This is a genomic window from Agromyces sp. GXQ0307, assembly GCF_044769845.1.
In the GTDB taxonomy this organism is placed as follows: Bacteria; Actinomycetota; Actinomycetes; order Actinomycetales; family Microbacteriaceae; genus Agromyces.
The window spans coordinates 642565-667308 of the sequence record NZ_JBIZVY010000002.1 but is presented as its reverse complement, the minus strand read 5'-3'; the positions used below and the strand labels follow the sequence as shown (position 1 = coordinate 667308).

Genomic DNA, 24744 nt, shown 5'->3' with positions numbered 1-24744 from the left:
CGCCGGGCCCGGCCGCGCCGGTGTTCGCGTGCTCGGCGCGGCGACATCGGAGGAGGCCCGGTGATCACCCTGGCCGTGCTGGCGTTCGAGGGCGCGGTGGTCCGACGGCCGACGGATGCCGCGGCGCCGCCGCTCCTCGTCCGCGGCGTCGAGGCGACGCTCGCCGAACTGCGTCGCCGCGGCGTGCGCGTCGTGCTCGTGTGCGAGGGTTCCCACGACGTCGCGACCCGCCTGCTCGGCCGACTCGACTGGTCGGAGTCCGACGACCTCCGCGCGCCGCGCGCCGTCGATGCCGTCGTGGCCGTCGACGACGTGGCATCCGCCCCGCCCGCGCCCTTCGCGGTGCACCATGCCATGGAGCTCACCGGGACGCTCGATGTGCGCCAGGTCCTCGTGGCCGGCGACTCGATCGCGATGCTCGAGGCGGGCCGGGCCGCGGGCGCCGGATGGATCGTGGGCGTCCTGAGCGGATCGGCGCGCCGACCCGAGCTCGAGTCGGTGCATCACGACGCGATCCTCACCGACCTCAACGACCTCGTCGCGCTCGCGGTGCCCGCCGCGCCCGCGCGCTGAGCCTGAGGGCGTCGGCGTCAGCCGACGCGCGGGCCGAGCGGCGTTCCCTGGTGGAACAGCATGCGCGGCCGGTCGCCGGTGATGCGCCACAGCGAGCTGCGCCGGCTGCGCATGCCGTCGGCGTCGAGCGTGTAGGTCAGCAGGGCGAGGTCGGATGCCACGAGCTCGACGTGCTCGCCCGTGACGACGGCCGTCTGCAGGTCGACCGCGTCCGGCCCGGTCATCACGTCGATGAGCTCGTCCCGCGTCCACAGGCGGCCGCTGCGGCCGATCTCGCGGAACGACTCGTCGAGCAGGTCTTCGAGGGCGGTCGGGTCGCGTCGGGTCTCGGGCTCGAGCAGTCGGCGTTCCGCCCCGGTCACGAGCACGGCGATGGACTCGTCTTCCATGTCCGCGAGCCTACGCCGTCGACCGGTCGAGGGGCCGTTCGACCGTTGCGCCCCGCCCGGGCGCGTGCGCACGATGGACCCATGGCGACCCCCCGCGACTTCGATCCGGCCCGCGAGGATCCGGTCGAGGTCGCCGGGCGGCTCGGCGTCGACCCCGAGGTCGGGCTCGACGCGGCCGAGGCCGACGAGCGGCTCCGCACCCACGGGCCGAACGAGCTCCGGCCCGCACGGCGGACCCCGCTCTGGCGACGCGTCATCGCCCAGCTGGCGGACCCGCTCATCCTGCTCCTCCTCGCCGCGGTGGTCGTCTCGGTGGTCGCCTGGATCGTCGAGGGGGCACACGGCTGGCCCATCGACGCGCTCGTGATCCTCGCGATCATCGTGCTGAACGCCGTCCTCGGGCTCGTGCAGGAGTCGCGTGCCGAGCAGGCGGTCGCGGCGCTCGCCGTGATGACGCGCGCCCACTCGACGGTGCTGCGCGGCGGCGAGCTCCGCACCGTCGCGAGCGACGCGCTCGTGCCCGGCGACGTGCTCGCGCTCGCCGAGGGCGACCGGGTCGGTGCCGACGCGCGGCTCGTCAGGGCGAACGCGCTGCGCGTCGCCGAGGCATCCCTCACCGGCGAGAGCGAACCGGTCGAGAAGGACCCGGCGACGCTCGATCAGCGCGTCCCGCTCGGCGACCGGCGCGACATGGTGTTCGCCGGCACCGCGGTCAGCCGCGGCACCGGGCGCGCGATCGTGACCGGGACCGGCATGGCGACCGAGATGGGCGCGATCGCGACCATGCTCGACGAGACGGTCGAGGAGCCTACGCCGTTGCAGGTCGAGGTCGCGCACCTGGGCCGCATGCTCGGGCGCATCGTCGTCGCGATCGCGATCGTCGTGATGCTGACGGTGACGATCGTGCAGGGCGTCGACACACCCGCCGGGTTCGTGACCGTCCTGCTCCTCGGCGTCTCGCTCGCAGTGGCCGCGGTGCCCGAGGGCCTGCCCGCGATCATGTCGCTGGTGCTCGCACTCGGCGTGCAGCGGATGGCGCGCCGCAACGCCGTCGTGAAGCAGCTCTCGAGCGTGGAGACGCTCGGGTCGGCATCCGTCATCTGCACCGACAAGACGGGCACGCTGACGACGAACCAGATGACGATCCAGCGCGTCGTGACGGCCTCGGGCGTCGTCGACCTCGGCGGCGTCGGCTACGCGCCGGTGGGCGCCGCGAGCTCGAAGGGACGCGAGCTCACGGACGGTCCGCTCCGCACCGAGGCGCAGCTCGTGCTCGCCGCGGGATCGCTCGTCAACGACGCCCAGCTCGCCGAGCACGACGGGGTGTGGGAGATCGAGGGCGACCCGACCGAGGCGGCGTTCCTCGTCGCGGCGCGGAAGATCGAGGGGACGACCGAGGAGGCCTCCCGGTACGGGCGAGTGGGCGAGGTGCCGTTCAGTTCGGAGCGCAAGATGATGTCGACCGCCCACCGGCACGAGGGCGGCGACGTGGTGGTGCTGAGCAAGGGCGCGCCCGACGTGCTGCTCGAGCACTGCACGCGACTGCAGGTCGGCGACGAGACCGTGCCGCTCGACCCGGTGCGGCGCGCCCGCGCGCTCGCGGAGATCGAGACGCTCTCGGACGAGGCCTTCCGGACGCTCGCGGTCGCCTATCGCGCGGCGCCCGAACTGGCGGGCGAGCAGGGGCGGGCGGATGCCGCGGGGCCCGACGAGATCGCCGAGGAGGACCTCGTCTACGCGGGCGTCGTGGGCATCATCGACCCGCCGCGCCCCGAGGTGCGACCCGCGATCGCGGAGGCGCGCGCCGCCGGCATCCGCGTCGTCATGATCACCGGCGACCACCCGGCGACCGCTGCACGGATCGCGCGCGACCTCGGGATCATCGACGAGGACGGCATCGCGCTCCCGGGCGCGCGCCTCGACGGCATGGACGAGCGGCAGCTGCGCGACGCGGTGCGGACCGTGTCGGTCTTCGCGCGCGTCGCGCCCGAGCACAAGCTCCGCATCGTCGACGCGCTGCAGGCCGAGGGGCTCATCGTCGCGATGACGGGCGACGGCGTGAACGACGCGCCGGCCCTGAAGTCGGCCGACATCGGCATCGCGATGGGCATCACCGGCACCGAGGTCACGAAGGAGGCGGCGGACATGGTGCTCGCCGACGACGACTTCGCGACGATCGTGCACGCGGTCCGCGAGGGCCGGGTGATCTTCGACAACATCCGGAAGTTCCTGCGGTACCTGCTCTACTCGAACATGGGCGAGGTGCTCACGGTGTTCCTCGGCGTCGTGTTCGCCGGCGCGCTCGGCTTCGCCGGCGCCTCAGACGAGGCCGTCGTGCTGCCGCTGCTCGCGACCCAGATCCTCTGGATCAACCTCGTCACCGATTCGGGGCCCGCACTCGCGATGGGCGTCGACCCCGAGGTCGACGACGTGATGGCGCGGCCGCCGCGCGGCCTGCACGACCGCGCGATCGACCTCGGCATGTGGATCGGCATCGCGACGACGGGCGTCGTGATCGCGGTCGCGACCCTGCTCACCATGGACGCCTTCCTGCCCGGCGGGCTGATCCCCGGCGGCACCGACACGTTCGAGACCGCGCGCACGGCCGGGTTCACGACGCTCGTGTTCGCCGGCCTGTTCACGGCGTTCAACGCGAGGTCGGCGAGTTCGAGCGCGTTCCGGTCGCTGTTCGCCAATCGCTGGCTGTGGGGTGCGGTCGCGCTCGCCGTGGTGCTGCAGGTCGCGGTCGTGTCGTGGGCTCCCCTGCAGGTCGCGTTCGGCACGGCGCCGCTCGATGCCGCGCACTGGGCGGTGTGCGTCGCGATGGCGTCGTCGGTGCTGTGGGTCGAGGAGCTGCGCAAGCTCGGCATCCGCGCCGTCGCGCGCCGTCGTGCGGCGGGGGCGGCCGTCGCCACGGGCGTCGTCGCCGCCGGAGCCCGGACGTCCGGGATCGCAGACACGCGCCGACGCTGAAGCGTGGGCCCGCGGCATCCGTCGTCGCTATCGTCGGCAGCATGACCGAGGCACCCGCACTGTCGCACGATCCGCTCTGGCCGCGAGCCGGCGACTGGCCGGCCTTCGATGCGATGACGGATGGCGCGCGCGCCGCCCTCGCGATCATCGGCGTTCCCGCGTGGCGCACGTCGCTCTCGCCCACCGCGGCGCACGCCACGCCCGCCGCGATCCGCTCCGCCCTGCGCCGCTGCAGCCCGGCGCTCGTGCCGGATCGCTCCCGCGACCCGCTGAACTCGCCGCTCGCCGACGGGATGGATCTCGGCGAGCTGACGCTCGTCGACGCCGGCGACCTCGAGGAGCCCGACGGCGAGGCCGGCGAGGCGCGCACGCGAGCGCGCGTCCGCGACGTGCTGGCCCGGTCCGAGGCGCTCGTCGCGCTCGGGGGCGACAACTCCGTCACGTTCGCGACGGCGCTCGGCGCCTGGGGCTCGGACCTCGCGACGGCCGGCCTCGTGACGATCGACGCGCACTACGACCTGCGCGACGGCGTCTCCAACGGCTCGCCGGTTCGCCGCCTCATCGAGGCCGGGCTCGACCCGAGTCGCATCGTGCAGATCGGCATCCAGGACTTCGCGAACTCGGCCGCGTACGCACGTCGCGCGGCCGATCTCGGCATCACCGTCATCCACCGGAACGAGCTGCACCACCGGCTCCCGCACCTCGCGATGGCCGAGGCGCTCGAGATCGCCGGCGCCGCCGGCGGACCGGTCCACCTCGACGTCGACGTCGACGCCTGCGACCGCTCCGTCGTGCCCGCGTGTCCCGCGTCGGTGCCCGGGGGCCTCGCCGCATGGGAGCTCCGCGCGCTGGTCCGCGCCGCGGCATCCGACCCCCGCGTTCGCAGTGCCGACCTCGTCGAGATCGACGCGACCGCCGACGCCGCCGACGGGCGGACCGTGCGCCTCGCCGCGCTCTGCGTGCTCGAGTTCGCCGCGGGCGTGGCGACGCGACTCCTGCCCGGCCCCGTGGAGCCGGTGGCGGACCCTCGGTAGCGCTCGCCGCTCGCCGCTCGCGGTCCGCCGGGCCCCGTGCGCCCCTCGCCGCGACCCGTTCGCGGTGGCAGACTCGCCCCATGAAGACCCTCGTGCTCGTGCGCCACGCGAAGTCCGCGTGGGGCGATCCGACGCTCGCCGACCACGACCGACCGCTGAACGACCGCGGCCGGCGCGACGCCCCGGAGATGGCGAGACGGCTTCGCGAGCGCGGAGTCCTGCCCGACGTCGTCCGGGCCAGTACGGCCGTCCGGGCCCGGACGACGGCCGAGGCCATGGCGGCCGAACTCGACCTGCCCGCGGATGCCCTCCGGCTCGACGAGCGGCTCTACGGCGCCGGACCCGACACGATCCTCGACGTCGTCGCCGAACTCGCCGACGAGACCGGCACCGTCATGATCGTCGCGCACGATCCCGGCCTGTCCGACCTCGCGTATCGGCTGTCGGGCGAGATCGAGCACCTGCCGACGTGCGGCGTCGCCGAGTTCCGGTTCGCGGTCTGGTCCTGGGCGGAGGTCGCCGAGGCGGACGCCGTCGAGGTCCATCTCGACACGCCGCGCTGAGCGGCGGTGCCAGCGGCGCGGGCTGCGCCGGACCGCGGGCCGCTGGCTCAGTCCACGTCGGCGGGGGTCGCGAGCATCCGCCGCACGTACGCCGTCGCGGGCGCCGCCGCGAGCTCGTCGAGCGTGCCCCGCTGCGTCACCCGACCGTCCTCGAGCACGAGTACGTGGTCGGCGAGTGTCGCGGCATCCGCCCTGCTGTGGGTGACCACGACGGTCGCGCCGCCGAACTCGCGCACGTGGCGGGCGAGCTCGGCGCGCGTCTCGTGCCGGAGCTCGACGTCGAGCGCCGACATCGGTTCGTCGAGCAGGAGCACCTCGGGCTCGGCGGCGAGCGCCCGGGCGAGCGCGACGCGCTGCGCCTGCCCTCCCGAGAGCTCGGCGGGCAGCCGGTCGGCGAGCGGTGCGAGGCCGTAGCGCTCGAGCCAGGGTTCGGCGGCCGCGCGGGCCGCGTGCCGCGACCCGCGCATGCGTGCGGCGAACGCGACGTTGTCGCGGACCGTGAGGTGCGGGAAGAGCACGTAGTCCTGGAACAGCACGCCGACGCGACGCCGCTCGGGCGGGAGTCGGTCGACGTCGCGGTCGCCGATGCGCACGGAACCCGAGTCGATCGGTGCGAGCCCGGCGATCGCGGCGAGCAGCGTCGACTTGCCGGCGCCGTTCGGCCCGATGACGGCGAGCGGATGTCCCGGCACCGCGTCGAGGGTCGCGTCGACCCGATGCGTGCCGCGCGTGACCGTCACGTCGGCATGCAGCGCGGGCCGTTCGGGCGTGGGGCCGAACCGTCGGGGATCCGGCGGCGGCACGGGCCCCTGCGAGGACGCCGGGCCAGGAGTCATCCGCGCACCCCCGGCAGCCACCGATCACGCAGGAGCATCAGCACGCCCACCGACACCGCGAGCAGCAGCAGCGCGAGCGCGATCGCCTCGTCGGGGTCGGTCTGCATCGCGAGGTAGCTCGCGATCGGCAGGGTCCGCGTGACGCCCGGAAGCGAGCCGGCGAAGGTGATGGTCGCGCCGAACTCGCCGAGCGCGCGCGTGAAGCAGAGCACGGCGCCGGCCGCGACGCCGGGCGCGACGAGCGGGAGCGTGACGTGTCGGAACACCTGCCAGCGCGATGCGCCGAGGGTCGCGGCCGCGAGTTCGGTGCGGCGGTCGGTCGAGCGCAACGCGCCCTCGACCGCGAAGACGAGGAACGGCAGCGCGACGAACACCTGCGCGATGACGACGGCACCGGTGGTGAACGGCACGGTGACGCCGAACAGGTCCTCGAGCAGCCCGCCGAGCAGCCCGCGCCGGCCGAGGAGGAGCAGCAGCGCGATCCCGCCGACGACGGGCGGCAACACGAGCGGCACGGTCACGGCCGCCCGGAGCAGACGCCGGGCGGGCGTCGGCCATTCAGCCGCTCGCGCGAGGAGCGCGGCGAGCGGCACGCCGAGCACGAGGCACGCACCCGTCGCGACGATCGCGGTGCCGAGGGAGAGCACCAGCGCCTCGTGCACGGACCGCCGGGTCAGCAGGTCGCCGAGCTCGCCCCACGGCGCGCGGACGACGAGCGCGACGAGCGGGAGCACGAGCACCGCGAGTCCGAGGCCGGCGAGCACGGCCACCGGCCATGCGAGTCCGCCGTGCGGACGCCGAGTTCCTCGCCGGGATGGCGCGCTCGGTGACGCCGGTCGCGCGGTCACGGCGCGCCGAACCCGAACTCGTCGAGCACGTCGCGCCCCTCCGGACCCGTGACGAACGCCGCGAACGCGGCGGCCGCGTTCGGACGCGGCGAGTCCGCGAGTGCGGCGATCGGGTAGCGGTTCACGACGGATGCCGCGGCGGGCACCTCGATGCCCTCGATCGCGTCGCCGGCCGATCGCACGTCGGTCCGGTAGACGAGCCCCGCGTCGACCTCGTCGATCACGACCTTCGTGAGGACGGCCTTCACGTCGGGTTCGAGCGTGTCGGGAGCAGCGTCGATCCCCTCCTCGTCGAGCAGCCTCGCAGCGGCGGCACCGCAGGGCACGCTCGGGTCGCACAGTGCGATCCGGAGCTCGGGGCGCGCGAGATCGCCGAGTCCGGTGATCGCGCCCGAGTTGCCGGCGGGTACGACGAGCTCGAGGGTGTTCGTCGCGAAGACCGTCGCGTCGCGGGCGAGGCCGGCGTCGACGACGGTCGCCATGGGTGCCTCGGCGGCGGCGGCGAACACGTCGGCCGGGGCGCCCGCGACGACCTGCTCGGCGAGTGCGGCACTGCCGCCGAGGTTGAGCACGATGTCGACGTCTGGATGTCGTGCCTCGAATCGGTCGGCGAGTTCCTCGAACGCGTCGGTGAGCGACGCGGCGGCGAACACCGTGATCGTGCCCGTCTCGATCGCGTCGGCGGATGGCGCTGCCACGCGGTCGCCACCTCCCGCGGTGTCGCCCGGGCCGGTCGCGCAGCCCGCGAGCAGGCCGACTCCTGCGAGGGCGACCGCGACGCGTGCGAGGTCCCCGGCCGGTGCGATGCGGAGCCGGAGCATCCGACGCGCGAGCCCGTGCGCGGCTCGACTCACGCGTCGCCGCCGCTCGGCAGCTCGACGGAGACGACGGTCGCCTTGGCGCTCGCGGCGGCGAGCACGCCGGGCTCGAGCCCGAGTTCGTCCGCGGCCTCGCGGCTCATGAGCGACACGATGCGGAACGGGCCTGCCCGCAACTCGACCTGGGCCATCACGCCGTCGCGTTCGACGGCGGTGACGAGGCCGACGAAGCGGTTGCGGGTCGACGCCCGTGCCAGGGGGAACGCCTGGGCGAGCGCGCCGTCGTCGGAGTCCTCGCCGAGCAGCCGGACGAGTTCGGTGCCGGCGACCATGCGCATGCCGTTCGCTCCGCGGTCGAGCCGGAGGCGGCCGGCGTCGGCCCACCGCCTCACCGTGTCGTCGCTGACGCCGAGCAGGGCGGCCGCCTCGCTGATGCGGAACGAGTTCATGATCTCACCCGTGAATGCGTCGCCATACCGCGAGATTACCCGCGGATGCGGCTCGTGGCCAGCGATGTCGAGGCGAGGGCGGTCGCGCCGCGCCGCGACCGGTTCAGCGGCCGTGCAGCGCCCGGTACCGTTCCGCGTCGATCACCATGATGCGAGTGGTGCCGTCGTTGCGCGCCTCCTCGAAGCCCAGCCGCTCCGCGAGCGCCTTCGACGCCGTGTTGCCCATGGTCATGTGGGCCTCCGCCAGCGACCCCTGCAGGTCCTCGAAGGCCAATCCGAGCATCGCCAGGCCCGCCTCGGCGGCATAGCCCCGGCCCTGCCAGCGCGGGCCGATCACCCAGCCGACCTCGAGCCTGCGGGCTCCCGGCTCGAGTGTGCGCAGGTGCAGCGACGCGTCGCCGATCAGGCGGTCGTCCAACACGACGGCCAGGGCGAGGAAGTCGTCGCGCTGCTCCAACCGGGTGTGGTGCGTGCGATGGAAGAGATGGACGAACGACTCGGCTCGGGTGCGCAGCGGCCACGAGAGATGCTCGACGACGGCCGGGTCGGACTGCAACTCGTACCACGCCTCGGCGTCGGACAGCCGATGCGGGCGCAGGCGCAGGCGTTCGGTGACGATCACGGGCGACCGCACACCGTCGGGAATTCGAGGTCCGCGCAGGAACCGCGGCCGCTGCGGGACGAGGTCGCGGATGAGGCGCAGCACGTCCGTCGACCCGTCTCGCCCGGCGCCGGGCGGTGCTCCTGTCATACGGCTCATCGAGGCCCCCTCATCACGCTCCCGCATTTGCTCCTCCCCGCGCAAGAGCCGGATGTACTCGTTCACCGACGGAGGGACCGCGGCACCCCGCCGGCCCGGTCTGCATTCGACGGTAGGCGGCGATCCTGTGAAGACGACAGGGATTGCCTGGGGCGTCCGCATGGCCTATCGCGGCTGCGAGAATCGAGCCATGCCCATCGATCCCGATTCGCCGCGATTCGCACGACAGCGCGTGCTCCCCGGAATGGGCGCGGCCGGCCAGGCGCGACTCGCCCGGTCGCACGTGGTCGTGCTCGGCGCGGGCGGGCTCGGCAGTGCCGTGATCCCGGCGCTCGCCGCTGCGGGCGTCGGGCGGCTCACGATCGTCGACGACGACGTGGTCGAACCCACGAACCTGCACCGTCAGACGCTGCACCGCGACACCGACGTCGGCCGGGCGAAGGTCGATTCGGCGACGGATGCCGCGGCGCTCCTCGCACCCGACGCGACGCTGCGCGGGGTCCGTGCTCGGTTCGACGCGGGCAACGCCGACGACCTGCTCGCCGACGCCGACCTCGTCGTCGACGGCACCGACGACCTGCTCACCCGGTACGTCGCCGACGATGCGGCCGCGCGCGCCGGGATCCCGCTCGTCTGGGGCTCGGCGGCCAGGTTCTCCGGCCAGGTCGGGGTCTCGTGGGAGGCGCGCGGCGTGTCCTACCGCGACCTCTTCCCCGAGCCGCCGGCCGACGCGGGTCTCAGCTGCGAGATCGACGGCATCCTGCCCACCGTGTGCACCGTGACGGGCGGACTCATGGCCGGCGAGGCCCTGAAGCTGCTCGCCGGCATCGGCGACCCGATGCTCGGCCGCGCGGCGGTGTACGACGCGCTCACCGGGCGCACGCGCGAGATCGTCTACGCGCGGGCCGAGGACGCGCCCGCCCGCGCCGAGCCGCGGAGGGCCACCGCACCGGCAGTCGAGCGGCGCCCGGCCCCGGACCATCACGCGAGCCCCGCCGTCGTCGGCGAGGTCGACGCCGTCGCGCTCGCGGCGGAGCTCGCCTCCCAGCGTCCGCCGCTGCTGCTCGACGTGCGCGAACCGTGGGAGGCCGATCTCGTCGGCATCGCGGGTTCGAGGCTGATCCCCCTGCACGAGCTCGGCGCACGCACGGGCGAGCTCGACCCCGCGGCATCCGTCGTCGTGTACTGCCACCTCGGCGTGCGGTCGCGACTGGCGGCCGAGCACCTCGCGGCGGCCGGGTTCGCCGACGTGCGCAACCTCATCGGCGGCATCGACGCGTGGGCGGTCGCCGTCGACCCCGACCTGGCGAGGTACTGATGACGAGGATCCCGTTCGACGAGCACGCCCGGTTCGTGCGATCCCTGCTCGCCCCGCTGGGCGCCAGACCGACCGAGCGGGTCGCGGTGGCCGATGCGCTCGACCGCATCACGGCCTCGCCCGTCGAGTCGCCGATCGCCCTGCCGCCGTTCCGGAACGCGCAGATGGACGGCCTGGCGGTGCGGGCGGCGGATGTCGCGGGCGCTCCGGTGGAGGTGCCCGTCGTCGGCGAGTCCGCCGCGGCGCCGGGCACACCGGCGTCGCTTGCGCCGGGCACGGCGATGCGCATCATGACGGGCGCGCCGGTTCCCGCCGGCGCCGACGCGGTGGTGCCGGTCGAGGACACGGAAGCGGTCGACGGCTCGGGGTCGGTCGACGGCTCGGGTCCGGTTCGGATCCTCCGCGCGCGGGCGGCCGGCGAGTACGTGCGGGAGGCGGGGTCCGACCTCGCGCCCGGCGCCGACGTGCTGCCCGCCGGCGTCCGCCTCGCCCCGCGCCACCTGGCCGCGGCGGCGGCCTCGGGCCTCACCGAACTGCTCGTGCGCGAGCGGGTTCGCGTCGCGGTGGTGAGCACGGGCAGCGAACTCGTCGAACCGGGCACGCCCCTCGGGCCGGGCGAGCTTCCCGATGCGAACGGTGTCGCGCTCCGTGCCGGCGTCGACGCGTGCGGTGCGGTCGTCGTGCACACCGGACGCGTCCGCGACGACGTGGCGGCGCTCCGCGCCGAACTCGACGCCGCCGTCGACGCGGGCGCCGAACTCATCCTCACGAGCGGCGGCATCTCGAAGGGCGCCTACGAGGTCGTGCGCGAGCTGATCGAGCCGCTCGGCGCATGGGTCGGTTCGGTGGCGATGCAGCCCGGGGGCCCGCAGGCGACGGGCGTCTACCGCGGCGTCCCGCTCATCGGATTCCCCGGGAACCCGGTCAGCGCACAGCTCTCGTTCGCGCTGTTCGTCGCGCCGTCGCTCCGCGCGATCGCCGGTCTGCCGCCGGCGCGAACCGAGCGGATGCCGCTGGCCGAGGGCGTCGCGTCCGTTGCGGGCAAGCGGCAGTTCCTCCGAGGCCGGCCGGCCGACGACGGACGGGCGCTGCCCGTCGGGGGCCCCGGGTCGCACCTGGTCGCCGCGCTCGCGGCATCCGAGCTGCTGATCGTGATCCCGGATGACGTCGTCGCCCTGGCGGCCGGCGACGAGGTCGATACCGTGTACCTATGAGCGAGCTCACGCACCTCGACGACGACGGCCGCGCGCGCATGGTCGACGTCGGCGGCAAGCCCGTGACGCGTCGCGTCGCGATCGCCGAGGGGCGCCTCGAGACGACCGCCGAGGTGGTCGGGCTCGTCCGGTCCGACGGGCTGAAGAAGGCCGACGTGCTGCCGACCGCGCGCATCGCCGGGATCTCGGCGGCCAAGCGCACGAGCGAACTCATCCCCTTGGCGCACATCGTCCCGCTCGATGCCGTCTCGATCGACTTCGGCTTCGACGGGGCCGCGGTCACGGTCCGCGCGACCGCGTCGACCACGGGGCGCACCGGCGTCGAGATGGAGGCCCTCACCGCCGTCGCCGTCGCGGGCCTGGCACTGCACGACATGGTCAAGGCCGTCGACCCCGCTGCCGTCCTCGGAGGCATCCGCCTCGTCGAGAAGCGGGGCGGCAAGCGCGGAGTCTGGCGGGCGGATGGCGCGGCCACGACCGACGCGGCCGCCCCGGGCCTCGAGACCACGACGTCGGCGACGGATGCCGCGGGCGCGTCCCGTGCGATCGTGCTCGTCGCCTCGACCCGCGCCGCCGCCGGCACCGCCGACGACACGACCGGCCCGGTGATCGCCGGATGGCTCGGCTCGCGCGGATTCGAGGCGACCGCACCACGCGTGGTCGCCGATGCCGACATCGCGGAGGCGCTTCGCGCCGCCGTCGACGAGCGGCCGGCCGTGATCCTCACCACCGGGGGCACGGGCGTGAGCCCGACCGACCGCACACCGGAGGCCACGCTCGCGGTCCTCGACCGCGAGCTGCCCGGCGTCGCCGAGGCGATCCGCACGGCCGGGCGGGCGGCGACCCCGACGGCGGCGCTCAGCCGGGCGCTCGCCGGTGTTGCGGGCCGGACCGTCGTGGTCAACCTGCCCGGTTCGCGAGGTGGCGTCGCCGACGGGCTCGCGGTGCTCGACGAACTGCTGCCGCACCTCGTCGACCAGGTCGCCGGCGGCGACCACACGGGGCGCCCGATCGCCGGCGCCGTCGGCGACGAGCCCGTGGGCGAGTCGGAGCGGATGGAACACGGGGGAGCACCGCATGCCTGAGCCGGGCCGCACGGCCGCCGGTTCCGATCCGGAGGTCCTCGCCCTCGTCACCGACGCGCCCATCGATCGTGCTGCGGTCGAGGCCTTCGTGCTCTCACGGCGCGACGGCGCCCTCGTGACGTTCGAGGGCGTGATCCGCGACCACGACCACGGTGAGGCCGTGTCGGCCCTCGACTACTCGGCCCACCCCGACGCGGAGCGATTCCTGCGCGAGACATGCATCGAGGTCGCGCGCGAGACCGGACTCGCCGTCGCGGCCGCGCACCGCGTCGGCGCCCTTGCGATCGGCGACGTCGCCCTCGTGGCATCCGTCGCCGCCCCGCACCGTGCCGAAGCGTTCGCCGCGTGCGCGCTGCTCGTCGACCGCATCAAGGAGCGCACCCCGATCTGGAAGCGGCAGCACCTCGCCGAGGGCACGAGCGAGTGGGTGAACCTCTGACGCCTCGCGTGGGCTGACGGCCGCGGCTCAGCCGCCGGCGAACGGGGGGAGCACGTCGACCTGCGCGCCGACGCGCGTCTCGGGGTCGCGACGCACGACGCCGTTGATGAGGAACGAGCCGCTCGCGACCACGCGGGCCATCGGGGGGCCGTACCGGTCGACGAGCAGGTTGCGGAGCGCACCGAGCGTCGCCGCGTCGGCCGCGAGCTCCAGCCGCTCCTCTTCCACACCGGCAGCCTCGGCGGCCGCGGCGAAGTAGCGCACGAGCACCGTCGTCGTCCCCGTCGTCGCCGTCTCAGCCACCGATGCCTCCCATCGTCCGGACCGGGCGGACGAAATCGACGTCGTCGATCCCGTGGCCGGCCTTCTTCGCCCACATCGCCGCCCGCCACACGTCGGCGATCTCGTCGTCTCCCGCGCCTCCGCGGAGCAGCCCGCGCAGGTCGGTCTCGTCGTCGCCGAAGAGGCACGATCGCACCGATCCCTCCGCGGTGAGCCGCGTCCGGTCGCACGCCCCGCAGAACGGTCGCGTCACCGACGCGATGATCCCGACCGTCGCCGGGCCGCCGTCGACGAGCCACTCCTCGGCCGGTGCGGCCGGATCCTCGCGTCCGACCGGGGTCAGCGCGAAGCGCGTGCCGAGCACGGCGAGCAGTTCGTCGGCGTCGACCATGTTCTCGCGCCGCCACGCCTCGTCGGCGTCGAGCGGCATCTGCTCGATGAATCGGAGCCGGCACCCGTGCTCGATCGCCCAGGCGAGCAGCGCGGGCGCATCGTGCAGCGTCTGCCGCATGAGCACGGCGTTGACCTTCAGCGGCCCGAGGCCGGCACGGTGCGCGCCCGCGATCCCGGCGAGCACGGCGGGCAGGCGGTCGCGCCGCGTCAACCGGGCGAAGTGCTCGCGGTCGAGCGTGTCGAGCGAGACGTTCACACGTGTGAGCCCCGCGTCGCGGAGCGCCTCGGCCCGTTTGTCGAGCCCGATGCCGTTGGTGGTGAGCGCGAGCGGGGTGCCGGGTGCCGCCTCGGCGCTGCGGCGGATGATCTCGACGAGGTCGCCACGGGTGAGCGGCTCGCCGCCGGTGAAGCGCACCTCGCGGACGCCGAGGTCGCGCACGGCGATGCCGACGAGCCGACCGATCTCATCGGCGGAGAGCAGCTCGTCGCGCGGGATCACGGGAAGACCTTCGGCCGGCATGCAGTAGGTGCAGCGCAGCGAGCACGCCGACGTGATGGAGATGCGCAGGTCGTGCGCCACGCGGCCGTAGCGGTCGACGAGCCCTGCGACATCCGGTCGGCCCTCGATCGACGGCACGTCGGCGCGATCCCGGCGGACGGCCGGGATGCCGAGCGCGATGGCAGCCATGGATCAACCCTACGCATCGGATCGGCGGGCGGGGCCGGTGGGACGTTTCGTGAAGATGACGAAGCGGTGCGGGCGGTGACATCCGCCCCGGCCGTCACTATCGTGAGACCGTCGGGAGGGGGCGCCATGTCGTTCATCACCAGGGGATTCACGGGCCGGAGTCGCGACCGCGACGACCGATTGCCACCGGGCCAGACGCTCGTCGGCGATTTCCCGGTGCTGTCGGCGGGGCCGACGCCCGACGTCGACACCGCTGATTGGGAGTTCACGATCCGCACCGAGTCGGGCGCGCAGCACTCGTGGAACTGGGACCAGTTGATGGCACTGCCGATCGAGGACGTCACGACCGACATCCACTGCGTGACGCACTGGTCGAAGCTCGGTACCGGATGGCGCGGGGTCGCCCTCGACACGCTGTTCGAGGGTGTCGACACCGACTACGCGTACACGATGGCGCACAGCTATGGCGGGTACACGACGAACGTGCCGCTCGACGACCTGCTCGACGGCAAGGCGTGGATCGCGTTCGAGTTCGACGGCGAACCGCTCGACCCCGAGCACGGGGGCCCGGCGCGGCTGCTCGTGCCGCACCTGTACTTCTGGAAGAGCGCGAAGTGGGTGCGCGGCCTCGTCATGATGGAGGACGACGAGCCCGGGTTCTGGGAGCAGAACGGGTACCACCTGCGGGGCGACCCGTGGAAGGAGGAGCGGTACTGGTGAGCGATTCGCCCACCGTGCCGGCGGCGCGGACCGTGCCGCGCGCGGGCTGGCATGTCGCGACGGTCGCGCGCACGACGCGCGAGACGCCGAGCGCCGCCCGTCTCGAACTCGAGGTCGACGGATGGCCCGGCAACGCCGCCGGGCAGCACCTCGACGTGCGCCTGACCGCCGAGGACGGCTACACGGCGACGCGGTCGTACTCGATCGCGTCGTCGGGTGACGGCTCGCGGGTCGTGCTCGCGGTGGATGAGTTGCCTGACGGCGAGGTCTCGCCGTTCCTCGTGGAGGGCGTGCGTACGGGCGACATGCTCGAGGTGCACGGGCCGTTGGGGGCGTTCTTCGTCTGGCGGCCGCTGGTGGGGGGCGACCCTGTTCGTCCGGTGCAGCTCATCGCGGGCGGGTCGGGCGTCGTGCCGCTGTACGCGATGGCGCAGGCGCATGCCGATGCCGACGATCCGACGCCGTTCCGGTTGCTGTACGCGGTGCGCACGCCCGACGACGTGTACTTCGCCGACGAACTGGCGACGCTTTCGGCCGCGCGTTCGCCGTTCCGGCTCGACCTGGTGTACTCGCGGCGCGCGCCGCACGACTGGCCGACGCCGCCCGGACGGATCACGCGCGAGCAGCTCGCGGCGGCGGTGATCCCGGCCGCCGACCGCCCCGTCGTGTACGTGTGCGGATCGACGGGGTTCGTCGAGCGCGTCGCCTCATGGCTGATCGAGCTCGGGCACGACCCCCGGGACATCCGCACCGAGCGTTTCGGAGGCACATGATGACGGGCCATGTCGACGGCAACGCGATCGCCGGACCGCTCGCCGACTTCTTCTCCTTCGACATCACGACTGCGACCGGGCGCTGTCGCGCATGCGGCACGGTCGCCGAACTCGCCCGGGCGATGGTCTACGTGAGCGGCGCGGGAACGGTCGTGCGGTGTTCGACGTGCGACCACGTGCTCGCGGTGCTGGTCGACACCGGCGAGCGCGCGTGGATCGACTTCGGCGGCGTGACCGCGATCGAGGTTCGCCGGTAGCTTCGCCGCTGGGTCTTCGCGGTGGTGTCGCTTGCCGCCGATTCGGTCGGAAAGCTGGACCGGCTCGCTCGGTCGCTCCGCGACGCACGAGACATCGTCGATGAACTCACCGCGAAGAACGTCAAGCTCAACGTCGGAGGGTCCCTCCACGACCCGAACGACCCCGTCGGACGACTGCTGTTCAACGTCCTCGCAGTGGTCGCCGAATTCGAGTCCGATCTCATCCGCGCTCGCACGCGCGAAGGGATGCAGATCGCTCGCGCCAAGGGTCGGCTGCGTGGGCGGGAGCCGAAGCTCTCTTCGGCGCAGCAGTCGCTGCTGGTCCAGGTGCACCGCGGTGGCACTCACACCATCGTCGAGCTCAGCCGAATCTTCAAGGTGTCGCGCTCCACCGTGTACCGCATGATTCATCGGAACGGCACCTGATCGGGCCGCGATCGGGCGTCGATGTCTCTCCGCAGGTCGGGTGGAAAGGTATTCGCGGTTCACCTTTCCACCTCGACGGACATCGGAGGGGTGCCGGCGGTTCCATCGCTCGAGGCCGTGGCCCTCGCCGTATTCAGCGACCATTCCATGCCGGTGAGGAATCGTTCAACGCGATCAGGGAGAAAAGGAGAACCAGGCCACCTTTCTCCCCCTTCCAAGAAGCGATCCCTCAGAGGCGAGCCCGCGACGACCACATCCGGGCCACGTGCGGAGGCGCCCGAAGGTCGGTCGTTGAGTGAACCGAAGGTCAGCGCCCGCTGAGCGCGCCCGGCCGCGGGCCGGGTTCGCAGATGACGTGCCCGAGAACGCCGGCCGGTAGGGGCCCGTCACATGACGCGCGCGAACGACGGCATCGGCACACCGATGGGCGGGCGCGCGCGTGTCACACTGGCCCCGTGTGGATCGCATGGATCGAGTTCGACCTCCTCCTCGGCGACGTGCATTCGCTCAAGCAGAAGCGGAGCGTGCTCCGCCCGGTCATGGCCGAGCTGCGGCGCGCGACCGAGGCATCCGTCGCCGAAGTCGGCGAGCACGACCTGCACCGTCGCGGCGTGATCGGGCTCGGCGTGGCCGCCGGCGACGCCGGCCATGCGAACGATGTACTCGACCGCGCCGAGCGGCTCGTCGCAGCGCACCCGGAGTTCACGCTGCTGTCGGCACGACGCGGACTGCGCCGCAGCGACGACGACTGACCCGGCGGCGCCCAACGCCGCCTCACCTGACCGTCGACGCGACGGCCAGCCACCAGACCGGGAACGCCAGCCACGCCAGGCCGCCGACGACTCCGGCGCCGACGTAGAGCGTCGCCTGCACGCCCGACCCGGCGCCGGCTGCGAACCCGACCACGCCGAGGATCCCGGCAGCCACGAGTGCGATGACCATCGCGACGGCGAACGTTGCGATCCAGCCCGGAACGAGCCCCGCATCGCGCGCGAGCCCCCCGGCGAACGCCGCCCAGCCGAACGCCACGACCGTCGCGCCGACCGACACGATCGCCTGCGACTGCAGGCCGGCGGCCCCGGCCAGCATGCACACCGTGACGATCGCGATCGCGGCGGCGCCGACGCACGCGACCACGGTGAGCGCCCACATCCACGGGCCGGCCGCGACGTACCTGGCGAGCAGCACCATCGCGACGATCCAGGGCACGGCACCGATGACGGCCAGCCAGTCGTTCACCGGGCCGAGCCACGACCACCGCGACTCCGGCGTCGAGAACGGCGTCGCGAGCAGGAAGAACAGCGCGAGCGCGATCAACGCCGCGAGGCTGACGAACCCCTGCAGGCCGGCCCAGATCCGCACCTGCTCCGCGTCCACGGCCCGCTCGATGGCGACATCCACGATTCCCACCTCCGGTGAGACCCACCCGCGTCCATGCTCCTCCTGGAGCAGGCGGATGTCACGCCGCAGGCGGCATCGGCCATGAGCGGATGGCGCGCCTCACGCCACGCGCACGCCGTCCTTCCACGTCTCCGCGACGAGCGGCACACCCGGACGGTAGGCGAGATGCACGTGGCTCGGGGCATCGAGCACGGCGAGGTCGGCGCGCGACCCGGGGCGCAGGGTACCGACATCCGTCCGCCGCAACGCGACCGCGCCACCAGCCGTCGACGCCCACACCGCCTCGGCGGGCGTCATGCCCATGTCGCGCACCGCGACGGCGATGCAGAAGGGCATCGAGCTCGTGAAGCTCGAGCCGGGGTTGCAGTCGCTCGCCAGCGCGACGGTCGCGCCCGCGTCGATGAGCCGACGCGCATCGGGGTAGGGCTGCCGGGTCGAGAACTCGACGCCCGGCAGGAGCGTCGCGACGGTGGACGAGCCGGCGAGGGCTGCGACATCCTCGTCGGTGAGGTACGTGCAGTGATCGACGGATGCCGCGTCGAGCTCGACCGCGAGGCGGACGCCCGGCCCCTCGCCGAGCTGGTTGCCGTGCACGCGCACGCCGAGCCCGGCCGCACGGCCGGCCTCGAGCACGCGCCGCGACTGCGCCTCCGTGAACGCGCCGCGCTCGCAGAACGCGTCGACCCAGCGCGCGTGCGGCGCGCACGCCTCGAGCATCTCGCCGACGACCACATCGACGTACGCGTCGGCGCCCGGTCCGTCGGGCTCGCGGAACTCGAACGGCACCACATGCGCGCCGAGGAATGTGACCTCATCGGTGACCTCGGCCGCGAGCCGCGCCAGCCGTGCCTCGTCGGCGACGCTGAGCCCGTAGCCGGTCTTGATCTCGAACGTCGTCGTTCCCTGTCGCCGCAGTTCCGCGACGAAGCCCGCGAGTCGGGCGCGCAGCTCGTCGTCGGTCGCGGCACGGGTGGCCGCGACGGTCGAGCGGATCCCGCCGGCCTCGTATGCGCGTCCGGCCATACGTGCCGCGAACTCCTCGGCACGGTCGCCGCCGAAGACGAGGTGCGTGTGGCTGTCGACGAACCCGGGGATGACCGCCCGGCCGCCGAGGTCGACGACCTCGACATCGGAATCCCACGCGGCGCGATGCTCGTCGCCGGCGCGGCGATCCTCCCGCTCGTGCCGGACCGCGTCGAGCTGCGACGGTGCGTGCGCGGCGGGACCGACCCACACGATGCGGCCCTCCTCCACGAGGACGGCCGCATCGCGGACGATGCCGAGCGGTCCACCGTCGCGCCCGTCGGCGGGGTCGTTGGTGACGAGCTCGCCGACGTTCGTCAGCAGCATCCGCCGCACCGCACCGCCGTCCGTCATGCGTCCAGCATGGGCACGTTCAGGCCGCGCTCGCGCGCAACCTCGATGGCACGGTCGTAGCCCGCGTCGACGTGGCGCATGACGCCGGTGCCGGGGTCGTTGACCAGCACGCGCGCGATCTTCTCGGCCGCGAGGTCGGTGCCGTCGGCGACCACGACCTGGCCGGCGTGGATGGAGCGGCCGATGCCGACGCCGCCGCCGTGGTGGATGGAGACCCAGGTCGCGCCCGAGGCGGTGTTCAGCAGGGCGTTCAGGAGCGGCCAGTCGGCGATCGCGTCGGAGCCGTCGGCCATCGCCTCGGTCTCGCGGTACGGCGAGGCGACCGACCCGGAGTCGAGGTGGTCGCGACCGATCACGATCGGCGCCGTGAGCTCGCCCGAGGCGACCATCTCGTTGAACTTCAGGCCCGCGAGGTGCCGCTCCTTGTAGCCGAGCCAGCAGATCCGGGCGGGCAGGCCCTCGAAGTGGACCTTCTCGCCGGCCTGCTCGATCCAGCGGCGCAGGTGCGCGTCCTCGGGGAAGAGCTCGAGGATGGCGCGGTCGGTCGCCGCGATGTCGGCCGGGTCGCCCGAGAGCGCGGCCCAGCGGAACGGGCCCTTGCCCTCGGCGAAGAGGGGGCGGATGTAGGCGGGCACGAAGCCGGGGAAGTCGAACGCGTGCGCATACCCGCCGAGCTCGGCCTCGCGCCGGATCGAGTTGCCGTAGTCGAACACCTCGGCACCCCGCGCCTGGAAGCCGACCATGGCCTCGACGTGCTTCGCCATCGACGTGCGCGCCAGCTCGGTGAACTCGGCGGGGTCGGATGCCGCGAGCGCATGCCACTCGCCGACGGAGACGCCTTCGGGCAGGTACGAGAGCGGGTCGTGCGCGCTCGTCTGGTCGGTGACGATGTCGATCGCGACGCCGCGCTCGAGCAGCTCGGGGAAGACCGATGCCGCATTCCCGACGACGCCGACGCTGAGCGCGCGACCTTCGGCCTTCGCGGCGAGCACGCGCTCGACCGCGGCATCCAGCGACGGCGCGACCTCGTCGAGGTAGCCGTGCTCGACCCGGCGGGTCAGGCGCGTCTCGTCGACGTCGACGATGAGCACCGCGCCGCCGTTCAGCGTGACGGCGAGCGGCTGCGCGCCGCCCATGCCGCCGCAGCCGGCGGTGAGCGTCAGGGTGCCGGCGAGCGATGCGGCGGCCACCTCGTCGGCCGAGGCGCCGCGCTTCTCGGCGAGCGACCGCGCGACGGCGCCGAAGGTCTCGTACGTGCCCTGCAGGATCCCCTGGGTGCCGATGTAGATCCACGAGCCGGCGGTCATCTGGCCGTACATCGTGAGGCCGAGCTGCTCGAGCCGGCGGAACTCCGGCCACGTCGCCCAGTCGCCGACGAGGTTCGAGTTCGCGATGAGCACGCGGGGCGCCCACTCGTGCGTGCGGAAGACGCCGACGGGCTTGCCCGACTGCACGAGCAGCGTCTCGTCGGGCTCGAGCTCGCGGAGGGTGCGCGTGATCGCGTCGAACGCCTCCCAGCTGCGGGCGGCCTTGCCGGTGCCGCCGTAGACGATGAGGTCCTCCGGACGTTCGGCGACCTCGGGGTCGAGGTTGTTCATGAGCATGCGCAGCGGCGCCTCGGTCTGCCAGCTCTTCGCCGAGAGCTCGGTGCCGTGGGCGGCGCGGACGGTGCGGGGGCCGGCGACGGCGTCGGCCTCGGTGGGTGCGGCGGTGGTCATGTTCCGATCCCACACCCTCGCGGGGGTGCCGACAACGGATGCCGCGGGGCTGGCGTCCGGGATACCGGACTCGCCGCACGGTGCGCCCGATCCGCGGGGCACCGCTGCACCGGTTGCGGCTCAGCCGAGGCTGACGCCGCGCGCCACCATGAACGGGATCGCGTCGGTCGCGACGCCGTCGAGCCGCACCTCGAAGTGGAGGTGACAGCCGGTCGATGCGCCAGTGCTGCCGACCGCACCGATCAGTTCGCCCGCGGCGACGACCTGGCCCTCGCCGACGAGGACGCCTCCGTCGCGCAGGTGCGCGTAGCCGGTCGTGACGCCGTCGCCGTGGTCGATGAGGATCCAGTTCCCGTACGAGCCGTTCCGACCCGCCGTGACTACGACGCCACCGGTCGCGGCGAAGACCCCGGTTCCGCACTGCGCGGCGAGGTCCGTGCCTCGGTGGAACTCGTTCACGCCGGGAAGCGGCTTGTCCGGCCGCGGGCCGAATCCGTCGGTGATCGAGCCGAACACGGGCGACGCCCACCCCTGGTCGCTCAGCTGACCACCGTCGATCGGGATGTTCGCGAACGTCGAGATCACGTCGGACGCCGCGAGGCGTGTCTGCGCGCCGTTCAGCGCGGCCCGGGCGGCCGCCACGACGCCTTCGGCGACGACCACGTCGTTCTCGAACTCGTCGATCGGGATGGCGTCGACCGCCTCCCAGGCGGCGGCTGCGCGCTCCTCGGCGGCATCCGCGTCGGCGTCGCGACGCTCCGCGATCGCACGCAGGCGATCGGAGTCGCCGGCGAGGTTCTGCACTCGCTCCATGCCCGCGAGGCCCGCCAGCAGGTCCTTCCCGGACCCCATCGCGGCGGCCATCGACCGCATCGCCGCACCGTCGCCCTCGACCGCGTCGAGGTAGACGCTCGCAGCGGTCTCGGCCGTGTGCCGGGCATCGGCGGCCTGCTCGTCGAGGCGTTCGGCGACCGCGCGCGCGACGGCCTGGGTGCTGCGGGCGGAGGCGAGCGCCGCCTCAGCGCTCCGGAGCTCCGACATCGCCGCGGTGAGCTTGGTGCGGAGGCCGGCGAGCGCCGACGTCCGTGAGTCGGCGGTGCCGACGGTCGTGACCTGCACCATCTGCGCCACGGGGCCGTCGCCGACCAGCACGAACGGCGCCGAGACGCCGGGCCCGTACGGCGACGGGGTGGGAACCGGCGACGGGGTCGGCGTCGGGGTCGGCGTAGGGGTCGGAGTCGGCGTAGGGGTCGGAGTCGGCGTAGGCGTCGGCGTGGGGGTCGGAGTCGGCGTTGGAGTGGGGGTGGGCGTCGGATCAGGGGTCGGATCCGGGGTCGGCGTCGGCGTCGGCTCTGGGTCCGGTGTCGGCTCGGGGTCGGGCGTCGGCTCGGGATCGGGCGTCGGTTCGGGCGACGGTGCCGGTTCCTCGGTCGCCGGCGGATCGGTCGGCGTGGGGTCCGTCTCGTCGGCCGTCGATCCCGTGTCGGCGGCCTCGCTCGAGACGGACGTGGATTCGAGTTCCTCCGCGCCGGCCGGAGCGACCGCGGACAGGCCGAACAACAGCCCGCCGGCGATCACTGCGATCGCAGCGGTGCACCTCCGGGCGGGCCTCGCTCGGAACGGGTCTCGCTGATCGACGTCTCGGGTTTGGAACATAGGGCTTTCCCGGCCGGCAACTGCGCCGGCACCCCCCAAGTCTGCCCTGTTCCGGGAACGGCGCACAAGGACCGGATCTCTCGTGACGCTCCCCCGTTCGGGGCGCAGTATGCCCGCGCGTCAGGCGAGCGCGGCGACGGCGCCGGCGCGATCGAGCACCGCACCGGATCGGACCGCCTCGACGACGCGCTCGATCTCGGGCGACAGGAAGCGGTCCTCGCCCGGAACCGCACCGGTCGATGCGACGAGTTCGACGACCGCGCCGGTCGCTCGTCCGGGCTCCAGCGGCGCCCGGAGCGCGAGGCCGCGAGCGGCCGTCATGACCTCGATCGCGACGACTCGCGTGAGGCCGTCGATGGCGCGTCGGAGCTTGCGAGCGGCCGCCCAGCCCATCGAGACGTGGTCTTCCTGCATCGCCGATGACGGGATCGAGTCGACCGAGGCGGGCGCGGCCAGGCGCTTGAGCTCCGAGACGATCCCGGCGGCGGTGTACTGCGCGATCATGAGCCCGGAGTCCACGCCGACCTCGTGTGCGAGGAACGGCGGCAACCCGTGGTTGCGCGCCTTGTCGAGGAACCGGTCGGTGCGGCGCTCGCTCATCGACGCGACATCCGCCACGGCGATCGCGAGGAAGTCGAGCACGTACGCGACGGGCGCGCCGTGGAAGTTGCCGTTCGACTCGACGCGGCCGTCGGGTGTGAGCACGGGGTTGTCGACGGCGCTGGCGAGCTCGGCCTCGGCGACGGATGCCGCGTGGGCGAGCGTGTCGCGCGCGGCGCCGTGCACCTGGGGCGCGCAGCGGAGCGAGTACGCGTCCTGCACGCGCGTGCACTCGGGGCCCTTGTGGCTCGCGACGATGGGCGAGCCGGCGAGCACGCTCCGGATGTTGGCGGCCGAGACGGCTTGGCCGCGCTGCGGACGGAGCGCGTGCAGGTCGGCGGCGAACACCGCGTCGGTGCCCATGAGCCCTTCCACGCTCATCGCCGCGGCGACGTCGGCCGTGGCGAGCAGCATCCGCAGGTCGTGAATGGCGAGCGCGAGCATTCCGAGCATGCCGTCGGTACCGTTGATGAGGGCGAGGCCCTCCTTCTCGCCGAGGTGCAGCGGGGCGATACCGGCCGCGGCGAGGGCCGACGCGGCATCCGTCGGCGGGGTGTGCGCGCCGTCGGAGTCGGTGCCCCGCACGCGGACCTCGCCCTCGCCCATCGCGACCAGCGCGCAGTGCGCCAGCGGCGCGAGGTCGCCCGAGCAGCCGAGCGAACCGTACTCGCGCACGACCGGGGTGATCCCGGCGTTCAGGATCGCGGCGTACGTCTCGGCGGTTTCGCGGCGCACTCCCGTGCGGCCGGTCATGAGCGTCGAGAGCCGCAGCAGCATGAGCGCCCGCACGACCTCGCGCTCGACCTCGGGGCCGGAGCCCGCGGCGTGCGAGCGGACGAGGCTCGCCTGCAGCTGGGCGCGGCGGTCCTCGGGGATGAAGGTCGTCGCGAGCGCGCCGAAGCCCGTCGAGATGCCGTAGTGCGGCTGCGGGTCGGCCGCGAGGTCGTCGATGATCGCGCGGCTCGCGGCGACCGCGTCGAGCGAGGCCGGGTCGAGCTCGACGCGTGCGTCGTGGCGGGCCACGGCGACGACGTCGTCGATCGAGAGCGGGCCGGTGCCGACGGTGACGGATGCCGCGGTGCGGGCGGGTGCGGGCGCGATCGTGCTCATATGTCCGATTCCACACCGTTCCCGCGCGCGCCGGAACGCGGGGG

The 24744-nt window shown here is 73.7% G+C and carries 25 protein-coding genes and 1 pseudogene; 13 read left to right on the top strand and 13 right to left on the bottom strand.

The window, feature by feature from the left end:
• The first annotated feature begins 60 nt into the window (after positions 1-60).
• Positions 61-573 (top strand): HAD family hydrolase, encoded by a 513-nt coding sequence (locus tag ACIQH8_RS08405; protein ID WP_400997063.1) that lies wholly within the window; start codon positions 61-63, stop codon positions 571-573.
• Positions 574-590: 17 nt separating this feature from the next.
• Here ACIQH8_RS08405 and ACIQH8_RS08400 read toward each other — a convergent pair whose 3' ends face one another.
• A complete protein-coding gene (locus ACIQH8_RS08400) occupies positions 591-962 on the bottom strand; it encodes a DUF4440 domain-containing protein (RefSeq protein ID WP_400997061.1) in 372 nt (123 codons plus the stop codon).
• Positions 963-1043: 81 nt separating this feature from the next.
• On the opposite strand from ACIQH8_RS08400, the gene ACIQH8_RS08395 reads away from it, so the two are divergent.
• From ACIQH8_RS08395 to ACIQH8_RS08385, 3 genes are all read left to right on the top strand, one after another.
• Entirely contained in the window at positions 1044-3935 is a 2892-nt protein-coding gene (locus ACIQH8_RS08395; protein WP_400997059.1) for a cation-translocating P-type ATPase, read from the top strand.
• A gap of 41 nt (positions 3936-3976) precedes the next feature.
• Complete coding sequence (locus ACIQH8_RS08390; RefSeq protein ID WP_400997057.1) at positions 3977-4969, top strand: arginase family protein; 993 nt, start codon at positions 3977-3979, stop codon at positions 4967-4969.
• Between the two features lie 80 nt (positions 4970-5049).
• Positions 5050-5532, top strand: coding sequence for a SixA phosphatase family protein (locus ACIQH8_RS08385; RefSeq protein ID WP_400997055.1), 483 nt, complete (start codon positions 5050-5052; stop codon positions 5530-5532).
• A 47-nt stretch (positions 5533-5579) separates the two neighbouring features.
• On the opposite strand, the gene ACIQH8_RS08380 is transcribed toward ACIQH8_RS08385, so the two are convergent.
• From ACIQH8_RS08380 to ACIQH8_RS08360, 5 genes are all read right to left on the bottom strand, one after another.
• Complete coding sequence (locus ACIQH8_RS08380; RefSeq protein ID WP_400997053.1) at positions 5580-6272, bottom strand: ABC transporter ATP-binding protein; 693 nt, start codon at positions 6270-6272, stop codon at positions 5580-5582.
• 92 nt (positions 6273-6364) lie between these two features.
• The gene (locus tag ACIQH8_RS08375) at positions 6365-7138 is read right to left on the bottom strand and encodes an ABC transporter permease (RefSeq protein ID WP_400997051.1); all 774 of its coding nucleotides are present in this window, start codon (positions 7136-7138) and stop codon (positions 6365-6367) included.
• Between the two features lie 74 nt (positions 7139-7212).
• Positions 7213-8070: a molybdate ABC transporter substrate-binding protein gene (gene modA / locus ACIQH8_RS08370; protein WP_400997049.1), complete on the bottom strand. Its 858-nt coding sequence runs from the start codon at positions 8068-8070 to the stop codon at positions 7213-7215.
• Entirely contained in the window at positions 8067-8483 is a 417-nt protein-coding gene (locus tag ACIQH8_RS08365) for a molybdopterin-binding protein (protein ID WP_400997047.1), read from the bottom strand. Before ACIQH8_RS08365 ends, modA begins: the two co-directional genes overlap by 4 nt.
• Positions 8484-8586: 103 nt before the next feature.
• Positions 8587-9234, bottom strand: a complete 648-nt coding sequence (locus ACIQH8_RS08360; protein WP_400997045.1) for a GNAT family N-acetyltransferase — start codon at positions 9232-9234, stop codon at positions 8587-8589.
• A gap of 199 nt (positions 9235-9433) precedes the next feature.
• Here ACIQH8_RS08360 and ACIQH8_RS08355 point away from each other — a divergent pair, with 199 nt between their 5' ends.
• The 4 genes from ACIQH8_RS08355 to ACIQH8_RS08340 are packed head-to-tail and all read left to right on the top strand — an operon-like array spanning position 9434 to position 13299.
• Positions 9434-10561 carry a ThiF family adenylyltransferase gene (locus ACIQH8_RS08355; protein WP_400997042.1) on the top strand — a complete coding sequence of 376 codons (1128 nt, stop codon included), beginning with the start codon at positions 9434-9436 and terminating at the stop codon, positions 10559-10561.
• A complete protein-coding gene (gene glp / locus ACIQH8_RS08350; RefSeq protein WP_400997039.1) occupies positions 10561-11775 on the top strand; it encodes a gephyrin-like molybdotransferase Glp in 1215 nt (404 codons plus the stop codon). The genes ACIQH8_RS08355 and glp overlap by 1 nt, the downstream gene beginning before the upstream one ends.
• Positions 11772-12860, top strand: a complete 1089-nt coding sequence (gene moaCB, locus ACIQH8_RS08345; RefSeq protein WP_400997036.1) for a bifunctional molybdenum cofactor biosynthesis protein MoaC/MoaB — start codon at positions 11772-11774, stop codon at positions 12858-12860. The genes glp and moaCB overlap by 4 nt, the downstream gene beginning before the upstream one ends.
• Entirely contained in the window at positions 12853-13299 is a 447-nt protein-coding gene (locus ACIQH8_RS08340) for a molybdenum cofactor biosynthesis protein MoaE (RefSeq protein WP_400997033.1), read from the top strand. The genes moaCB and ACIQH8_RS08340 overlap by 8 nt, the downstream gene beginning before the upstream one ends.
• A gap of 27 nt (positions 13300-13326) precedes the next feature.
• Here ACIQH8_RS08340 and ACIQH8_RS08335 read toward each other — a convergent pair whose 3' ends face one another.
• Positions 13327-13602, bottom strand: a complete 276-nt coding sequence (locus tag ACIQH8_RS08335) for a MoaD/ThiS family protein (RefSeq protein WP_400997030.1) — start codon at positions 13600-13602, stop codon at positions 13327-13329.
• Entirely contained in the window at positions 13595-14662 is a 1068-nt protein-coding gene (gene moaA / locus ACIQH8_RS08330) for a GTP 3',8-cyclase MoaA (protein WP_400997027.1), read from the bottom strand. Before moaA ends, ACIQH8_RS08335 begins: the two co-directional genes overlap by 8 nt.
• A 126-nt stretch (positions 14663-14788) precedes the next feature.
• Between moaA and ACIQH8_RS08325 the strand changes: the two genes are divergently transcribed.
• The 5 genes and pseudogenes from ACIQH8_RS08325 (at position 14789) to ACIQH8_RS08305 (ending at position 17590) form a co-directional block, all read left to right on the top strand.
• Positions 14789-15382, top strand: coding sequence for a sulfite oxidase-like oxidoreductase (locus ACIQH8_RS08325; RefSeq protein WP_400997024.1), 594 nt, complete (start codon positions 14789-14791; stop codon positions 15380-15382).
• Positions 15379-16155, top strand: a complete 777-nt coding sequence (locus tag ACIQH8_RS08320; protein ID WP_400997022.1) for a ferredoxin reductase — start codon at positions 15379-15381, stop codon at positions 16153-16155. Before ACIQH8_RS08325 ends, ACIQH8_RS08320 begins: the two co-directional genes overlap by 4 nt.
• On the top strand, positions 16155-16412 hold the full coding sequence (locus ACIQH8_RS08315; protein WP_400997019.1) for a DUF6510 family protein: 258 nt from the start codon (positions 16155-16157) through the stop codon (positions 16410-16412). Before ACIQH8_RS08320 ends, ACIQH8_RS08315 begins: the two co-directional genes overlap by 1 nt.
• A 45-nt stretch (positions 16413-16457) precedes the next feature.
• Positions 16458-16838 (top strand): annotated as a pseudogene (locus tag ACIQH8_RS08310) (recombinase family protein); the annotation flags it as partial.
• A 455-nt stretch (positions 16839-17293) separates the two neighbouring features.
• Complete coding sequence (locus ACIQH8_RS08305; RefSeq protein ID WP_400997017.1) at positions 17294-17590, top strand: DUF503 domain-containing protein; 297 nt, start codon at positions 17294-17296, stop codon at positions 17588-17590.
• 22 nt (positions 17591-17612) lie between these two features.
• Here ACIQH8_RS08305 and ACIQH8_RS08300 read toward each other — a convergent pair whose 3' ends face one another.
• From ACIQH8_RS08300 to hutH, 5 genes are all read right to left on the bottom strand, one after another.
• On the bottom strand, positions 17613-18239 hold the full coding sequence (locus ACIQH8_RS08300; protein WP_400997015.1) for a hypothetical protein: 627 nt from the start codon (positions 18237-18239) through the stop codon (positions 17613-17615).
• A gap of 99 nt (positions 18240-18338) precedes the next feature.
• Positions 18339-19616 carry an imidazolonepropionase gene (gene hutI / locus ACIQH8_RS08295; RefSeq protein WP_400997013.1) on the bottom strand — a complete coding sequence of 426 codons (1278 nt, stop codon included), beginning with the start codon at positions 19614-19616 and terminating at the stop codon, positions 18339-18341.
• On the bottom strand, positions 19613-21334 hold the full coding sequence (hutU, locus tag ACIQH8_RS08290; RefSeq protein ID WP_400997011.1) for a urocanate hydratase: 1722 nt from the start codon (positions 21332-21334) through the stop codon (positions 19613-19615). The genes hutI and hutU overlap by 4 nt, the downstream gene beginning before the upstream one ends.
• Positions 21335-21454: 120 nt before the next feature.
• Positions 21455-22486, bottom strand: a complete 1032-nt coding sequence (locus tag ACIQH8_RS08285; protein WP_400997008.1) for a M23 family metallopeptidase — start codon at positions 22484-22486, stop codon at positions 21455-21457.
• A 624-nt stretch (positions 22487-23110) separates the two neighbouring features.
• Entirely contained in the window at positions 23111-24700 is a 1590-nt protein-coding gene (hutH, locus tag ACIQH8_RS08280) for a histidine ammonia-lyase (protein ID WP_400997005.1), read from the bottom strand.
• Between the last annotated feature and the right edge of the window lie 44 nt (positions 24701-24744).

Coding starts and splice junctions, on each gene's coding strand:
- ACIQH8_RS08365 (WP_400997047.1), bottom strand. CDS start 8,483: ATGAACTCGTTCCGCATCAGCGAGGCGGCCGCCCTGCTCGGCGTCAGC.
- ACIQH8_RS08360 (WP_400997045.1), bottom strand. CDS start 9,234: ATGACAGGAGCACCGCCCGGCGCCGGGCGAGACGGGTCGACGGACGTG.
- moaCB (WP_400997036.1), top strand. CDS start 11,772: ATGAGCGAGCTCACGCACCTCGACGACGACGGCCGCGCGCGCATGGTC.
- hutU (WP_400997011.1), bottom strand. CDS start 21,334: ATGACCACCGCCGCACCCACCGAGGCCGACGCCGTCGCCGGCCCCCGC.
- hutH (WP_400997005.1), bottom strand. CDS start 24,700: ATGAGCACGATCGCGCCCGCACCCGCCCGCACCGCGGCATCCGTCACC.
- ACIQH8_RS08355 (WP_400997042.1), top strand. CDS start 9,434: ATGCCCATCGATCCCGATTCGCCGCGATTCGCACGACAGCGCGTGCTC.
- ACIQH8_RS08325 (WP_400997024.1), top strand. CDS start 14,789: ATGTCGTTCATCACCAGGGGATTCACGGGCCGGAGTCGCGACCGCGAC.
- glp (WP_400997039.1), top strand. CDS start 10,561: ATGACGAGGATCCCGTTCGACGAGCACGCCCGGTTCGTGCGATCCCTG.
- ACIQH8_RS08400 (WP_400997061.1), bottom strand. CDS start 962: ATGGAAGACGAGTCCATCGCCGTGCTCGTGACCGGGGCGGAACGCCGA.
- ACIQH8_RS08395 (WP_400997059.1), top strand. CDS start 1,044: ATGGCGACCCCCCGCGACTTCGATCCGGCCCGCGAGGATCCGGTCGAG.
- hutI (WP_400997013.1), bottom strand. CDS start 19,616: ATGACGGACGGCGGTGCGGTGCGGCGGATGCTGCTGACGAACGTCGGC.
- ACIQH8_RS08340 (WP_400997033.1), top strand. CDS start 12,853: ATGCCTGAGCCGGGCCGCACGGCCGCCGGTTCCGATCCGGAGGTCCTC.
- moaA (WP_400997027.1), bottom strand. CDS start 14,662: ATGGCTGCCATCGCGCTCGGCATCCCGGCCGTCCGCCGGGATCGCGCC.
- ACIQH8_RS08390 (WP_400997057.1), top strand. CDS start 3,977: ATGACCGAGGCACCCGCACTGTCGCACGATCCGCTCTGGCCGCGAGCC.
- ACIQH8_RS08315 (WP_400997019.1), top strand. CDS start 16,155: ATGACGGGCCATGTCGACGGCAACGCGATCGCCGGACCGCTCGCCGAC.
- ACIQH8_RS08385 (WP_400997055.1), top strand. CDS start 5,050: ATGAAGACCCTCGTGCTCGTGCGCCACGCGAAGTCCGCGTGGGGCGAT.